At 62.9% G+C, this 15,242-nt stretch carries 14 protein-coding genes; all 14 read right to left on the bottom strand.

The window, feature by feature from the left end:
- Positions 1-311: 311 nt before the first annotated feature.
- The 14 genes from ACYG9R_RS22680 to nuoH all read right to left on the bottom strand — a co-directional run bounded on the left by ACYG9R_RS22680 (position 312) and on the right by nuoH (position 15,241).
- Entirely contained in the window at positions 312-995 is a 684-nt protein-coding gene (locus ACYG9R_RS22680; protein ID WP_023823102.1) for an ABC transporter ATP-binding protein, read from the bottom strand.
- Positions 992-2,230, bottom strand: a complete 1,239-nt coding sequence (locus tag ACYG9R_RS22675; RefSeq protein ID WP_027050260.1) for a lipoprotein-releasing ABC transporter permease subunit — start codon at positions 2,228-2,230, stop codon at positions 992-994. The genes ACYG9R_RS22680 and ACYG9R_RS22675 overlap by 4 nt, the downstream gene beginning before the upstream one ends.
- Before the next feature lie 104 nt (positions 2,231-2,334).
- Positions 2,335-3,663 (bottom strand): proline--tRNA ligase, encoded by a 1,329-nt coding sequence (proS, locus tag ACYG9R_RS22670; RefSeq protein ID WP_023823103.1) that lies wholly within the window; start codon positions 3,661-3,663, stop codon positions 2,335-2,337.
- 730 nt (positions 3,664-4,393) lie between these two features.
- Positions 4,394-4,678: a DUF1467 family protein gene (locus ACYG9R_RS22665; protein WP_023823104.1), complete on the bottom strand. Its 285-nt coding sequence runs from the start codon at positions 4,676-4,678 to the stop codon at positions 4,394-4,396.
- A complete protein-coding gene (mce, locus tag ACYG9R_RS22660; protein ID WP_023805491.1) occupies positions 4,675-5,079 on the bottom strand; it encodes a methylmalonyl-CoA epimerase in 405 nt (134 codons plus the stop codon). Before mce ends, ACYG9R_RS22665 begins: the two co-directional genes overlap by 4 nt.
- A 96-nt stretch (positions 5,080-5,175) precedes the next feature.
- Positions 5,176-6,849 carry a ribonuclease J gene (locus ACYG9R_RS22655; protein ID WP_023753471.1) on the bottom strand — a complete coding sequence of 558 codons (1,674 nt, stop codon included), beginning with the start codon at positions 6,847-6,849 and terminating at the stop codon, positions 5,176-5,178.
- 32 nt (positions 6,850-6,881) lie between these two features.
- The gene (locus ACYG9R_RS22650) at positions 6,882-7,703 is read right to left on the bottom strand and encodes a biotin--[acetyl-CoA-carboxylase] ligase (protein ID WP_352445505.1); all 822 of its coding nucleotides are present in this window, start codon (positions 7,701-7,703) and stop codon (positions 6,882-6,884) included.
- 5 nt (positions 7,704-7,708) lie between these two features.
- The gene (gene nuoN, locus ACYG9R_RS22645; RefSeq protein WP_023823105.1) at positions 7,709-9,145 is read right to left on the bottom strand and encodes an NADH-quinone oxidoreductase subunit NuoN; all 1,437 of its coding nucleotides are present in this window, start codon (positions 9,143-9,145) and stop codon (positions 7,709-7,711) included.
- 18 nt (positions 9,146-9,163) lie between these two features.
- Positions 9,164-10,669 (bottom strand): NADH-quinone oxidoreductase subunit M, encoded by a 1,506-nt coding sequence (locus tag ACYG9R_RS22640; protein WP_023823106.1) that lies wholly within the window; start codon positions 10,667-10,669, stop codon positions 9,164-9,166.
- Positions 10,669-12,642 carry an NADH-quinone oxidoreductase subunit L gene (gene nuoL / locus ACYG9R_RS22635; protein WP_023823107.1) on the bottom strand — a complete coding sequence of 658 codons (1,974 nt, stop codon included), beginning with the start codon at positions 12,640-12,642 and terminating at the stop codon, positions 10,669-10,671. The genes ACYG9R_RS22640 and nuoL overlap by 1 nt, the downstream gene beginning before the upstream one ends.
- Before the next feature lie 10 nt (positions 12,643-12,652).
- On the bottom strand, positions 12,653-12,961 hold the full coding sequence (gene nuoK / locus ACYG9R_RS22630; RefSeq protein WP_023670810.1) for an NADH-quinone oxidoreductase subunit NuoK: 309 nt from the start codon (positions 12,959-12,961) through the stop codon (positions 12,653-12,655).
- Position 12,962: 1 nt separating this feature from the next.
- Positions 12,963-13,583, bottom strand: a complete 621-nt coding sequence (locus tag ACYG9R_RS22625) for an NADH-quinone oxidoreductase subunit J (RefSeq protein WP_023690957.1) — start codon at positions 13,581-13,583, stop codon at positions 12,963-12,965.
- 123 nt (positions 13,584-13,706) lie between these two features.
- Positions 13,707-14,198, bottom strand: a complete 492-nt coding sequence (gene nuoI, locus ACYG9R_RS22620) for an NADH-quinone oxidoreductase subunit NuoI (RefSeq protein WP_023690956.1) — start codon at positions 14,196-14,198, stop codon at positions 13,707-13,709.
- Entirely contained in the window at positions 14,198-15,241 is a 1,044-nt protein-coding gene (gene nuoH, locus ACYG9R_RS22615) for an NADH-quinone oxidoreductase subunit NuoH (protein ID WP_023685202.1), read from the bottom strand. The genes nuoI and nuoH overlap by 1 nt, the downstream gene beginning before the upstream one ends.
- Between the last annotated feature and the right edge of the window lies 1 nt (position 15,242).

The raw sequence follows: 15,242 nt of genomic DNA, 5'->3' as shown, positions 1-15,242 counted from the left end.
CCATGGAAACCAGAAACGCACTCATGCACACCAACGAAACGACGTCCTGAACAAGATCGCTCATAACTCTCTCCTGTTGTTGCTATGTTCGTATTTTGTTCTGATTTTGTTCGAATGTCAACGATCAGGAGACGGCATGCCGACGAATCCTGACAGCCGGTTTGAGCAGGGTTAAGGAAAGGTTGACGGGGTGACGACAGTGTTGACGGAGGGCGCATCGCATGGCCGACACGCCCCAATCACTTCGTCATCCTAGCGTCTTCGCGACGGAGCTCCGCTCCTGCTTCGCCCTAGGATGACGAAGTTGGGGCCTACGACGGAACGACCTTGCCGTCCGCCAGCGTCACCCGCCGGTCCATGCGCGAGGCGAGTTCGTGATTGTGGGTGGCGATCAGCGCGGCAAGGCCGGACTGCTTGACCAGCGCGCCGAGCGCCTCGAACACATAGGACGCGGTGACCGGGTCGAGATTGCCGGTCGGCTCGTCGGCGAGCAGCAGCAAGGGCGCGTTGGCGACCGCGCGGGCAATGGCGACGCGCTGCTGCTCGCCGCCGGACAGTTCCGACGGCCGGTGCGACGCGCGCTTGCCGATCTGCATATAGTCGAGCAGCTGTGATGCGCGCTCCGACGCCTCCTTGCGCGAAAGCCCTTTGATCAGCTGCGGCATCATGATGTTTTCCAGTGCCGAAAACTCCGGCAGCAGATGATGGAACTGATAGACGAAGCCGACATCGTTGCGGCGGATCGCCGTGCGTTCGTCGTCGGAGAGCCGTCCGCAGGCGCGGCCGGCCAGAATGACGTCACCGGCGTCGGGGCGCTCGAGCAGGCCCGCCGTATGGAGCAGCGTCGACTTGCCGGTGCCCGACGGCGCCACCAGCGCCACCATCTCGCCGCGCTTCAGCGAAAAGTCGGCGCCGTTCAAAATGGTGAGCTTGCGCGGCCCCTGGACATAGTGCCGCTCGACGCTCTTCAGCTCGATAATGATCTCGGACTTCATTCGTATCTCAAGGCCTCGACCGGATCGAGCCGTGCGGCGCGCCATGCCGGAAACACCGTTGCCAGGAAGGACAGGCCGAGCGCCATCAGGATGACATAGGTGGTCTCGCGCGGGTCCATCTTTGCCGGCAGCTGGCTGAGGAAATAGAGCTCCGGGTTGAACAGCACCTTGCCGGTCATCCAGGAGAAGAACTGGCGGATCGATTCGATGTTGGTGCAGATGAGCACCCCGAGCAGCACGCCGGCCAGCGTGCCGGTGACGCCGATCGCAGCACCCGTCATCAGGAAGATGCGCAGGATGGCGCCGCGTGAGGCGCCCATCGTGCGCAGGATGGCGATGTCGTGGCCCTTGTCCTTCACCAGCATGATCAGGCCGGAGATGATGTTGAGCGCCGCCACCAGCACGATCAGCGTCAGGATCATGAACATGACGTTGCGCTCGACCTGCAGCGCCGAAAAGAACGTCTCGTTGCGCTGGCGCCAGTCGACCATGTCGATCGGGCGTTGCGCCGCCGCATCGACCAGCGGTTTCAGCGCGTCAACATTATCGGGGTTGTCGACATAGATCTCGATCGTCTGCGCCCTGCCGTCCATGTTGAAATAGAGCTGCGCTTCGGAAAACGGCATGTAGACGATGGAGCTGTCATACTCCGACATGCCGACCTCGAAGATCGCCGCCACCTTGTAGCCCTTCAGCCGCGGCGTCGTGCCCATCGGCGTCACATCGCCGTCCGGCGAGATCAGCGTGATGGTGTCGCCGAGCACAAGGCCGAGATTCTCCGCCATGCGCTTGCCGATGGCGACGCCATCGCCGGAGTCGAAGCCGTCAAGCGTGCCTTGCTTGACGTTCTGGGCGACGATGGCGATCTTGCCGAGGTCTTCGGCCCTGATACCGCGCACCAGCGCGCCCATGCCGCCGCCGACATTGCCTTGCGCCAGCACCTGGCCGTCGATCAGCGGGATCGCGTATTTGACGCCGGCCACGCCGTTGATGCGGGCTGCGACCTGCGCATAGTCCTCAAGCGGCGAATCCAGCGGCTGCACGATCAGATGGCCGTTGACGCCGAGGATGCGGGTCAGAAGTTCGGCTCGAAACCCGTTCATGACAGCCATGACGACGATCAGCGTGGCGACGCCCAGCATGATGCCGAGGAAGGAGATCGAGGCGATGACCGAGATCACCGTCTCCTTGCGGCGCGACCGCAAATAACGCCAGGCGACCATGCGTTCGAACATGGAGAACGGGCCGGCGACCGGAGACTTGGTGACCGGAGACTTGGCGACCGGAGACTTGCCAACCGGAGACTGGGCTACCGAAGACTTCGCTGCCGCGGCTTCGCTCATGCGGTTGCACCGAAGCGTTTCCTGGCCTCCGCGACCGGCAGCGTCTCGCGCTCGCCGGTCCGGCGGTTCTTGATCTCGATCTCGCCGGCGGCCACGCCGCGCGGCCCGACGATCACCTGCCAGGGCAGGCCGATCAGGTCCGCGGTGGCGAACTTGCCGCCCGGCCGCTGGTCGGTGTCGTCGTAAAGCACATCCTTGCCGGCGCTGGTGAAGGCGGCGTAGAGCTCGCCGCAGACGCGGTCGCACTCGGCGTCGCCGGCCTTCATGTTGATCAGGCTGATGTCGAACGGCGTCACCGCTTCCGGCCAGATGATGCCGTTATCGTCATGGCTGGCCTCGATGATCGCCGCCACCAGCCGCGACGGACCGATACCGTAGGAGCCGCCGGAAATGAAATGATCCTTGCCGTCGGGCCCGGTCACCTTGGCGCCCATGGGCTTGGAATATTTGTCGCCGAAATGGAAGATGTGGCCGACCTCGATGCCGCGTGCCGAGACCCGGTCGGCTTCGCCAAGCTTGTCCCAGGCCGCCTCGTCATGCATCTCGTCGGTGGCGGCGTAAGGCGTCGTCCACGTCTTGACGATGTCGGCGATCTCGCCGTCATTGCCGAAGTCGGTTTTCTCGCCGGGCACCTGCAGCGACAGATATTCGCGGTCGCAATAGACCTGGCTCTCGCCGGTGTCGGCCAGGATGATGAATTCATGGCTGAGATCGCCGCCGATCGGCCCGGTGTCGGCTCGCATCGGAATGGCCTGCAGCCCCATGCGCGTGAACGTTCGGAGATAGGATACGAACATGCGGTTGTAGGCGGCTTTGGCGCCCTCGAAATCGAGGTCGAAGGAATAAGCGTCCTTCATCAGGAATTCGCGCGAGCGCATGACGCCGAAGCGCGGACGCACCTCGTCGCGGAACTTCCACTGGATGTGGTAGAGGTTTAGCGGCAAGTCCTTGTAGGACTTGACGTAGGCGCGCACGATTTCGGTGACCACTTCCTCATTGGTCGGACCGTAGAGCATGTCGCGGTCCTGCCGGTCCTTGATGCGCAGCATCTCCTTGCCATAGTCGTCATAGCGGCCGCTTTCGCGCCACAGATCGGCCGACTGGATGGTCGGCATCAGGATTTCCAGAGCGCCGGCGCGGTTCTGCTCCTCGCGGATGATGCGGCAGACCTTGTCGAGCACCAGCTTGCCTAGCGGCAGCCAGGAAAAGCTGCCCTGCCCCTGCTGGCGGATCATGCCGGCACGCAGCATCAGCCGGTGCGAGACGATCTCGGCCTCGCGCGGATTTTCTTTCAGGATGGGCAGGAAAAACTGCGACAAACGCATGGACAGGTCCGTGAGAGAGGAGGCTGCGCCGGAATCGGCGCGGCTGGCTTGCTTGCCCCGGCTTCATAGCTATTTCGTGACGGAATGGAAACCCGACCGGCCGCATCGGCCGGAAATCGCAAAAATCGATTCTTCTTCCAAAGACCTTCGCACCGAAAACGATAATGCTTTTGATACAAAATGATGACCTGACTCCGAAGTGCTCACACACGCTTTGCGCGTCCGGGCGACGCGGCACACCTGACCAGATTAAGGCGGCAGCCCCGGTGTTGTTCGTTTCGCAAGCAAAGCCTGCCGCACTATTGTGCACTGCAGCACAGATTGCCCGATTGCGGGCAAAATTCTGCGTGACAATTTCATCAGGGTTAGGCTAGTGTGCCCCGATAACCGAGAGGGTGGAGAAAAATCTGCTCTCCTACGCGGTCAAAGTCTTGGGAGGATGCGATCTAGGCGCGGTTACCCGCTGCCGCCGGAAACCGGAAAACAGATCGGAACGCGTTTAAATTGCAAGGCCTTGTGCCTTGCATTTTTTTTTGCCCGATCATCTGGTTAGATCAACCTGTTCCCAAATCACGTGAGCTTGCGTCAGCCTGACACCAAGGCGTGATTCTAATGCGGGTGGGCCATGCCTGGCCGCCGATTGCGCATCGCAAGCTGGTGAGCCAAAACCTGAGTTTGGCGCTCCGAAACAGGCACAAACATCCCAGCCGATCTGTCGGCGGGAAAGTGTTTAGTTAGCCGGTGCCTGGCTGGCTTCGGGGATGATGTGCGGGACTTCGTCGAGGCTGTAGCCCAGCCCGTGCGTCAGGCTGTAGAAAACCCCCATGACGACAGCCGTGACGATGGTGGTGCGGATCACGGCACGCAGCATATGCGGTCCGCGCGGCGCGCTCGCAACCGTGCCCAGCGTCACGTCATGGTCGTCATCCTGCGTCTTGACGCTGAACGGCAGCACGATGAACAGCATCAGCCACCAGGTGATGAAGAACAGGGCGGCAAACGAAATCCAGCTCATGCCTGCTCCAGTTCGACCAGCGTGCCGAAGAAATCCTTGGGATGCAGGAACAGCACCGGCTTGCCGTGGGCGCCGGTTTTGGGATTGCCGTCGCCCAGCACGCGGGCGCCGCTCGCTTTGAGGTGATCGCGCGCGACAAGGATGTCGTCGACCTCGTAGCAGACATGATGCATGCCACCCGAGGGGTTCTTGTCCAGAAAGGCCGCGATCGGCGACCGTTCGCCCAGCGGCTCCAGGAGTTCGATCTTGGTGTTGCCGACATCGACGAACACCACGGTAACGCCATGCTCGGGCAGCGCTTGCGGCGCGGTGACCTTCGCGCCAAGCGTATCGCGATAGGCCGCAATCGCCGCGGCCAGGTCCGGCACGGCAAGTGCTACATGGTTCAGGCGTCCCAGCATGAAGTGCTCCACAAGTTAAGGGAGTAGGGAATGGGCAGTAGGCAGTAGTGATACATCTGCATTTTCTCCACTGCCTACCGCCTACTGCCTATTCCCTCACCTCGTCACAAACACCGTCACCAGCGGCTTCTTGCCCCAGGCCTCGTTGGCGGCGCCGCGCACGGCGCGGCGCACCGCTTCCTGCACCAGATCGAGGTCCTTGCGGCGCTGGCGAGGGATCGAGTCGACCGCGCCGACGGCCGCGTCGAGCATCAGATCTTCCATGTTTTCGCCACGGGCATCGGCCTCGGCGACGCCGATGGCGACCAGATCGGGATCGCCGGCGAGCTCATATTTGTCGTCGAGCACGACATTGACCGCGACATGGCCGGCGAAGGATAGCTTGCGCCGGTCGCGTATGCCCATCGCCTGGTCGGTGCCGATCAGCCTGCCGTCCTTGTAGATGCGGCCGAACGGCACCTGGTCGATGATCGTGGCCGGACCCGGCGCCAGCCGCAGCATGTCGCCGTCGCGCACCTGCGCCACCTGGCCGATGCCGGAGGTCGACATCAGCGACCCCTGCGCCACCAGATGCGCGGCTTCGCCATGCACGGGAACGCCGATCTGCGGCCGCACCCACTCATACATCCTGCGCAATTCGCTGCGGCGGGGATGGCCGGAGACATGCACAAGCGCGTCGCCATCCTCGATGATCTTGATGCCGAGGTCGATGAGGCGGTTCTTGATCTCGAGGATCGCCTTCTCGTTGCCGGGAATGGTGCGCGAGGAAAACACCACCGTGTCGCCGGCCGTAAGCGACACCGACTTCATCTCGTCGCGCGAAAGTTTTGCCAGCGCCGCCAGCGACTCGCCCTGGCTGCCGGTGCAGATGATGACCAGGTTCTCGCGCGGGATGAAGCCGAAATCCTCCTCGGCGATGAACTCCGGCAGCCCGTCCATGTAGCCGAGCTCGCCGGCGACATCGATGACCCGCTTCAGCGAGCGGCCGAGCACCAGGCACTGGCGGCCGGCATCGCGCGCCGCCTTGGCGATCGAGACGATGCGCCCGACATTGGAAGAGAAGGTGGTGACGGCGACACGGCCGACAGCGCTCTGGATGACGCCCCTGAGGCCTTCGCCCACCGCCACCTCCGACGGCGATTCGCCTTCGCGCAGCGCATTGGTGGAATCGCAGACCAGCGCCAGCACACCCTTGTCGCCATAGGCGCGAAACCGCGCCTCGTCGGTCTTGGGGCCGATCGTCGGTTCCGGATCGATCTTCCAGTCGCCGGTATGGATGACGGTGCCGGCCGGCGAGGTGATCGCCAGCGACATCGGCTCGGGGATCGAGTGCGCCACCGGAATGGCCTCGATCGAGAACGGGCCGACGGTGAATGTCTCGCCTGCCCGGTAGATCGTCACCGGAATTTTCTTCGGCGCGCCCTGCTCGCCCTGCCGCTTTGCGTCCAGCAGGCCGGCGCTGAACGGCGTCATCCACACCGGCGCCTTCAGCTTCGGCCAGATGTCGAGCAGCGCCCCGTAATGGTCTTCATGCGCGTGGGTGATGATGATGCCGCGCAGGCCGGCGAGGTTTTCCTCGATGAAGCGCGTATCGGGCAGGATCAGGTCGACGCCAGGATGCGCCGCATCGGGAAAGGTCACCCCGACATCGACGACGATCCACTCGCGCGCGCTAGGCGGCCCATAGCCGTAAAGGGCGAAGTTCATGCCGATCTCGCCGACGCCGCCGAGCGGCACGAAGACGAGTTCGGCGTTTTGCGCTTTCGCCATCAATTTTCCCTTCCCGGCCCTTGCGGCCAGCCCTAAACTTTTGCCGACGCGACGGCGCCGAAATGCACGTCGCCGGCGGCTACCGTCACGACCGACCCCTCATCATCGCGGATCACGAAACGGCAGTCCGCGTCAATGGTCTCGAAGGTACCGCGCACCACATTCCCGTCAATCCTGACAGCAACCTCGCCGCCAAGCCCCGCCGCGCGCGCCAGCCAGCGACGCCGGATGGCGTCGAGCCCGCGTCCGTCGTCCCACAGCCGGGCATTGTCGGTCCAGGCATCGGACAGCGCCAAAAACAGCGTTTCGGCGTCGCATGTCGCGCCCAGCGCCTGAAGCGATGTCGCCGGATACGGCAAATCCGGCGGATGCGCCACCACATTGACGCCGATGCCCACCGCCACCGCGAAACGGCCGCCATCGAGAATGGCCGATTCCAGCAGGATGCCGGCCAATTTGGCGCCGGAGGCAAGCACATCGTTCGGCCATTTCAGCTCGAAGCGGTTCTGCCCCTGGCTGGCGCCGTCGAGGCCGATGGCGATCCTGCCCTTCGGCACCACGGCGTCAAGCGCATCGGCCAGCGACAGGCCGGCGACGAAGCCCAGCGTCGCCGCCAGACGCAACTCACCGCCGGTGATGACCAGCAATGTCGCCGCCAGATTGCCCTCGGGCGATACCCAGGCCCTGCCGCGGCGGCCACGGCCGCTTTCCTGCTTCTTGGAAACGACCCACAATTTGCCGGGGTCGCCTGCCTTTGCATGGTCCAGCGCAAGCGTGTTGGTGGAACCTACACTGTCATGGGCCTCGAGCCGGAACCCTTCCGTTTCGGAGGTGGGAGCCAGCCGAAATGCCATTCCGGTCAGAAAAATGTCTTGGCGGCGGCTTCGGCGTAGGTCGCGATCGGACCGCCGATCAGCACATAGAACAGCACGAAAGCGCCGGAGACACCGAGCACGAGGCGCAGTTCGACGGCCATCGGCACGAAACCGCCGGCGGGTTCGTCGAACCACATGAGCTTGATGATGCGCAGATAGTAGAAAGCGCCCACGACCGAGGCCAGCACGCCGATGATCGCCAGCGCGTAGAGGTTGGCGTTGATGGCGGCGAGGAACACGTACCATTTCCCCCAGAAGCCGGCGAGCGGCGGGATGCCGGCCAGCGAGAACATCAGGATGGTCAGGATCGTCGCCATGATCGGGTTGGTCGACGACAGACCGGCGAGATCGCTGATCTGCTCGACATTGCCTTCCTTGCGCCGCATGGCGAGGATGAAGGCGAAGGTGCCGAGCGTCATGACGAGATAGATCAGCATGTAGATGGCGACGCCGCGCACGCCGGCCTGGCTGTTGGCGGCAAGGCCGACCAGTGCGTAGCCCATATGGCCGATCGAGGAGTAGGCCATCAGCCGCTTGATGTTGGTCTGGCCGATTGCGGCAAAGGAGCCGAGCGCCATCGAGGCGATCGAGATGAAGACGATGATCTGCTGCCAGTCGGAAGCGATCGGCTTGAAGGCGCCCATGGTGACGCGCACGATCAGCGCCATTGCCGCCATTTTGGGGGCAGCCGCCAGGAAGGCGGTGACCGGCGTCGGCGCGCCCTCGTAGACATCAGGCGTCCACATGTGGAACGGCACCGCCGAAATCTTGAAGGCAAGGCCGGCCAAAACGAAGACCAGGCCGACGACGAGACCCAACTGGCGCTCGCCCCTGCCGAGCGCCGAGGCGATTTCCTGGAAGCCGACATTGCCGGTGTAGCCGTAAATGAGGCTGATGCCGTAAAGCAGCATGCCCGACGACAGCGCGCCAAGCACAAAATACTTCAAACCGGCCTCGGTCGAACGCAGATTGTCGCGATTGATCGCCGCCAGCACGTAAATCGCCAGCGACTGCAGCTCGAGGCCGAGATAGAGCCCGATCATGCCGTTGGCCGAGATCATCAGCATCATGCCGAGCGTGCAGAGCAGGATCAGCACCGGGTATTCGAACTTGTCGAAATGCTCCTGCCTGGCGAAGCGCATCGACATCACCAGCGTCACCGCCGAACCGATCAGCGACAGCACCTTCATGAAGCGGGAGAACGGATCCTGGATGAAGGCGTTGCCATAGGCTGCGCCCTGCCCCGTGGGAAAGATCAGCCATAGGCCTGCGATCACCAGCACGGCGACGGCAAGGCCGGTCACCAGAATGGCCTTGTTGGCGCGCGAATAGGCGCCGACCATCAACAGCGCCAGCGCGCCGATGGCGAGGATCAGCTCCGGCGTCGAGAGCGAAAGGCTGGAATAAAGGTCCGGCGTCATGGTTCGCAAAACCTCTGGTCAGTTCGCCGCCGCGGTCTGCGCGGCGCCGATGGATGCGGTGACATTGGTGACGAGCGCCTTGACCGACTGGGCCGTGGCATCGAAGACGGGAGCGGGATAGACGCCGAAGAAGATGACCAGCACGACCAGCGGGTAGATGATCGCCTTCTCGCGCGTCGACAGATCGAGCAGGCCCTTCAGGCTTTCCTTGGTCAGCGCGCCGAAGATCACCCGGCGGTAGAGCCAGAGTGCGTAGGCGGCCGACAGGATGACGCCGGTGGCGGCGAAGAACGCCACCCAGGTGTTGACCCGGAACACGCCGAGCATGGTCAGGAACTCGCCAACGAAACCTGACGTGCCCGGCAAGCCGACATTGGCCATGGTGAAGATCAGGAACACCGTGGCGTATTTCGGCATGTTGTTGACCAAGCCACCATAAGCGTCGATCTCGCGCGTGTGCATGCGGTCGTAAATGACGCCGACGCACAGGAACAGCGCGCCCGAGACGAGGCCGTGGCTCAGCATCTGGAAGATCGCGCCCTGCACGCCTTCCTGGTTCATGGCGAAGATGCCCATGGTGACGAAGCCCATATGGGCGACGGAGGAATAGGCGATCAGCTTCTTCATGTCCTCCTGCATCAGCGCCACCAGCGAGGTGTAGATGATGGCGACGACCGACAGCGTAAACACCAGCGGCGCGAACATTTCCGAGGCCAGCGGGAACATCGGCAGGGAAAAGCGCAGGAAGCCGTACCCGCCCATTTTCAACAGGATGCCGGCCAGGATCACCGAGCCCGCCGTCGGCGCTTCGACGTGGGCGTCGGGCAGCCAGGTGTGCACCGGCCACATCGGCATCTTCACCGCGAAGGAGGCGAAGAAGGCCAGAAATAGCCATGTCTGCATGTGGGCCGGGAAGTTGTGGGTCAGCAGCGTCGGGATGTCGGTGGTGCCCGCCTGGAAGAACATCGCCATGATGGCGAGCAGCATCAGCACCGAGCCGGCCAGCGTGTAGAGGAAGAACTTGAACGAGGCATAGACGCGGCGCTTGCCGCCCCAGACGCCGATGATGATGAACATCGGGATCAGGCCGGCCTCGAAGAAGACGTAGAACAGCACGATGTCGAGCGCGCAGAACACGCCGATCATCAGCGTTTCCAAGAGCAGGAAGGCGATCATGTAGGCCTTGACCCGCTTGTCGATCGCTTCCCACGACGCCAGGATGCAGAGCGGCATCAGGAACGTCGTCAGGATGACGAACAGCATCGAAATGCCGTCGACGCCCATATGGTAGGAGATGCCGGAATCCAACCAGGCAAACTTCTCGACGAACTGGAAGCCGGCTTGCGAATTGTCGAAGCCGGTCCAGATGAACAGCGAGATGATGAAGGTGGCCGCTGTCGTCGTGAACGCGATGGTGCGGATGTTGCGACGCGCATTCGGGCTGTCATCCCTGATGAACAGGATCATCAGCACACCTACGAGCGGCAGGAAGGTGACCAGCGAGAGGATTGGCCAGGCGGTCATCAGAGCATCATCCAGGTGACGAGTGCGGCCACGCCGATCAGCATGGCGAAGGCATAGTGATAGAGATAGCCGGTCTGCAGCTTGACGACGCGGTCGGTGACGTCGACGACGCGCGCCGAAATGCCGTCAGGACCGAGCCCGTCGATGATGGTGCCGTCGCCGGTCTTCCACAAGAACCTGCCCAGCGCCTTTGCCGGCCGCACGAACAGGACGTCGTAGAGCTCGTCAAAGTACCATTTGTTGAGCAGGAAGGCATACAGCAGCCGATGGTTGGCGGCGACACTCAGGGGCAGTTCCGGCGAGCGGATGTAGAACTTCCAGGCGACTGCAAAGCCGATGACCATGGCGACGAACGGTGCCAGCTCGACCCACAGCGGCAATTCGTGGATATCGTGCAGGATGTGGTTGTCCGGCAGCGTGAACAGCGAGGCCTTCCAGAATTCGGTATAGCCTTCGCCGATGAAGGCACCATGGAAGATAACGCCGGCAAACAGCGCGCCCGCGGCCAGGATGAACAGCGGCACCAGCATCACCGGCGGCGATTCATGGACATGGTGCATGACGTCGTGGCTCGCCCGCGGCTCGCCGTGGAAGGTCATGAAGATCAGCCGCCAGGAGTAGAAGGAGGTGAAGCAGGCGGCGATGACCAGCAGGACAAAAGCGAGGCCGGCGACCGAATTGTGGCCGGCAAAGGCAGCCTCGATGATGGCATCCTTGGAGAAGAAGCCGGCGGTGCCGATGACGGTCACCGGAATGCCGACACCGGTCAGCGCCAGCGTGCCGATCACCATCATCCAGTAGGTCTTCGGAATGAGCTTCCGCAGGCCACCCATCTTGCGCATGTCCTGCTCGTCGGAGACGGCATGGATGACCGAGCCGGAGCCCAGGAACAGCAGCGCCTTGAAGAAGGCATGCGTGAACAAATGGAAGATCGCCGCGCCATAGGCGCCGACGCCGAGCGCGACGAACATGTAGCCGAGCTGCGAGCAGGTCGAATAGGCGATGACGCGCTTGATGTCGTTCTGAACCAGGCCGACGGTCGCCGCGAAGAAGGCGGTGAAGGCGCCGATGAAGGTCACCACCGTGAGCGCCGAATGCGACAGTTCGAAGAGCGGCGACAGCCGCGCCAGCATGAACACGCCGGCCGTCACCATGGTGGCGGCATGGATCAGCGCGGAAACCGGCGTCGGGCCTTCCATCGCGTCCGGCAGCCAGGTGTGCAGCGGCACCTGCGCCGACTTGCCCATGGCGCCCATGAACAGCAGCAGGCAGACGATGGTCATGGCCGCCTGCTTGTCCAGCGCATAGCCGAGGGAGGTCAGCACGGCGGCCCCTTGCGGCGCGCCTTCAGCCGGAATGAACGTCGCGGCATTGGCGAAGATGGTGCCGAGATTGACCGAGCCGAACAAAACGAAGACGCCGAAAATGCCGAGCGCGAAGCCGAAATCGCCGACGCGGTTGACGACGAAGGCCTTGATGGCAGCGGCATTGGCCGACGGCTTCTTGTACCAGAAGCCGATCAGCAAATAGGACGCGAGACCCACCCCTTCCCAGCCGAAGAACATCTGCACCAGATTGTCCGCCGTCACCAGCATCAGCATGGCGAAGGTGAACAGCGACAGATAGGCGAAGAAGCGCGGCCGGTTCGGATCGTGGTGCATGTAGCCGATCGAATAGATGTGGACCAGCGCCGACACCGTGTTGACCACCACCAGCATGACCACCGTCAGCGTATCGATCCTGAGCGCCCAGGACGCGTCCAAGCCGCCGGATTGGATCCAGCGCAGTACCGGCACGGTGAACACCTCGCCTTCGCCGAAGCCGACGGAGAAGAAGGCGACCCAGGACAGCACGGCCGAGATCACCAGGAAGCCCGAGGTGATATATTCCGATGCCTTGGCGCCGAGCGCATTGCCGAACAGGCCGACAATCAGGAAGCCGAGCAGCGGAAGGAAGACGATCGCTTGATACATGTTAGCCCCGTCAACCCTTCATCTGGTTCACGTCTTCGACCGCGATCGAGCCGCGGTTGCGGAAGAAGACGACGAGAATGGCAAGACCGATGGCCGCTTCGGCGGCCGCGACCGTCAGCACGAACAGGGCAAACACCTGGCCGACGAGATCGCCCAATGCCGCCGAGAAGGCGACGAAATTGATGTTGACCGCCAAAAGGATCAGCTCGATCGACATCAGGATGACGATGATGTTCCTGCGGTTCAGGAAGATGCCGAACACGCCGAGCGTGAACAGGATCGCCGATACGGTCAGGTAATGTGCGATGCCGACGACCATCTCAGAGCCCCTCGCCCGACTTGACCTTGCGGATTTCCATGCCTGTCGCCGGCGTGCGGCCGACCTGGGCGGCGATCGACTGCCGCTTGACCCCTTCCTTGTGGCGCAGCGTCAGGACGATGGCGCCGATCATGGCGACCAGCAGGATGAGGCCCGAAATCTGGAAGTAGTAGAGGTAGTCCGTATAGAGGATGTCGCCGAGTGCTGCGGTGTTTGTCCGCGCGGCAAGATCCGGGATGGGTTTGGAGACCGTCGAGGCCAGTTGCGGCGCGAAGGTGTAGCCGCCGAGCACCACGATCAGCTCGGCCGCCAGGATCAGCCCGACCAGCGCGCCGATCGGCGCATATTGCAGGGCGCCTTCCTTCATCTCGGCGAAGTCGACATCGAGCATCATGACGACGAACAGGAACAGCACCATGACCGCGCCGACATAGACGACGAGCAGGATCATCGCCAGGAACTCGGCGCCGGTCAGCATGAACAGGCCGGCGGCGTTGAAGAAGGTCAGGATCAGGAACAGCACGGAATGCACGGGGTTGCGCGACGAAATGACCATGAAGGCCGACGCCACCGCGACAAAGGCGAAGAGGTAGAAAAAGGCCGCCTCTAGTCCACTCAGCATTGGGGATCCCCCGGGTTCCTGTCCAAACAGGACATCCGTCCTGTTTGATTTCTGCGACCGCCTCCGGCCGGCAAGTTGCGTTGTCCTTAGACGAGGCCCCTCGCCCCGTCCATGCGTCAAATGTCAGCGGTAGGGCGAGTCCAGCGAGATGTTGCGCGCCAGTTCGCGCTCCCAGCGGTCGCCATTCGCCAGCAGCCTGTCCTTGTCGTAGTAAAGCTCTTCGCGCGTCTCCGTCGCGAACTCGAAATTCGGCCCCTCGACGATGGCGTCGACCGGGCAGGCTTCCTGGCAGAAGCCGCAATAGATGCACTTCACCATGTCGATGTCGTAGCGCACGGTGCGGCGCGTGCCGTCATTGCGGCGCGGGCCGGCCTCGATGGTGATCGCCTGCGCCGGACAGATCGCTTCGCACAGCTTGCAGGCGATGCAGCGTTCCTCGCCATTGGGATAGCGGCGCAGCGCGTGCTCGCCACGGAAGCGCGGGCTGGTCGGCCCCTTTTCGTGCGGATAGTTGATCGTCTCCTTCGGCGCGAAGAACTGGCGCATCGACAGGAAGAAGGCGCTGACGAAATCCTGCAGCAGCAGCGATTTGGCGGCCTGGCCAAGAGCGGACATCACGCAAACCCCGTGATCTTGAGGAAGGCCGCGGTGGCAACGACCATGAACAGCGAGATCGGCAAAAACACTTTCCAGCCGAGCCGCATCAGCTGGTCGTATCGGTAGCGCGGCACGAAGGCCTTCACCATGGAGAACATGAAGAACATCAGGCAGATCTTGAGCACGAACCAGATCACGCCGGGCACCCAGGTGAAGGGGGCGAAGTCGAAGGGCGGCAGCCAGCCGCCGAGGAACAGGATGGTGGCTAGCGCGCACATCATCACCACGGCGACGTATTCGCCGAGGAAGAACAACAGGAACGGCGTCGACGAATATTCGACCATATGGCCGGCGACCAATTCGGACTCGGCTTCCACCAGGTCGAAGGGCGGGCGGTTGGTCTCGGCCAGCGCCGAGATGAAGAAAATGACGAACATCGGGAACAGCGCCAGCCAGTGCCAGTCGAGGAAGCTGTTGGGCAGGCCAAGCTTGGTGCCCAGCCCATCCTGCTGCGACAGCACGATGTCCGACAGGTTGAGCGAGCCGACGCAGAGCAGCACGGTGACGATGACGAAGCCGATCGAGACTTCGTAGGACACCATCTGCGCCGCCGAGCGCAGCGCGCCGAGGAACGGGTATTTGGAGTTGGACGCCCAGCCGCCCATGATCACGCCATAGACCTCGAGCGAGGAGATGGCGAAGACGTAGAGGATGCCGACATTGACGTTGGCGATCCCCCAGCCGGCATTGACGGGAATGACCGCCCAGGCCGAGATTGCCAGCACGGCCGACACCAGCGGCGCCAGCAGGAACACGCCCTTGTTGGCGCCGGACGGAATGACCGGTTCCTTGAAGACGAATTTTAGCAGATCGGCGAAAGCCTGCAGCGTGCCCCACGGGCCGACGACGTTCGGGCCGCGGCGCAATTGTACCGCCGCCCAGATCTTGCGGTCGGCGTAAAGCAGGTAGGCAACCCCGATCAGCAAAACGACGATCAGCACGACCGACTTTAAAAGGATGATCAGCGTCGGCAGCACGTAGAAGGAGAAGAAGGTGTCCATG

Source organism: Mesorhizobium sp. RSR565B, assembly GCF_054719465.1.
The sequence above is the reverse complement of the archived record's forward strand: the minus strand, read 5'-3'. Positions and strand labels throughout refer to the sequence as shown.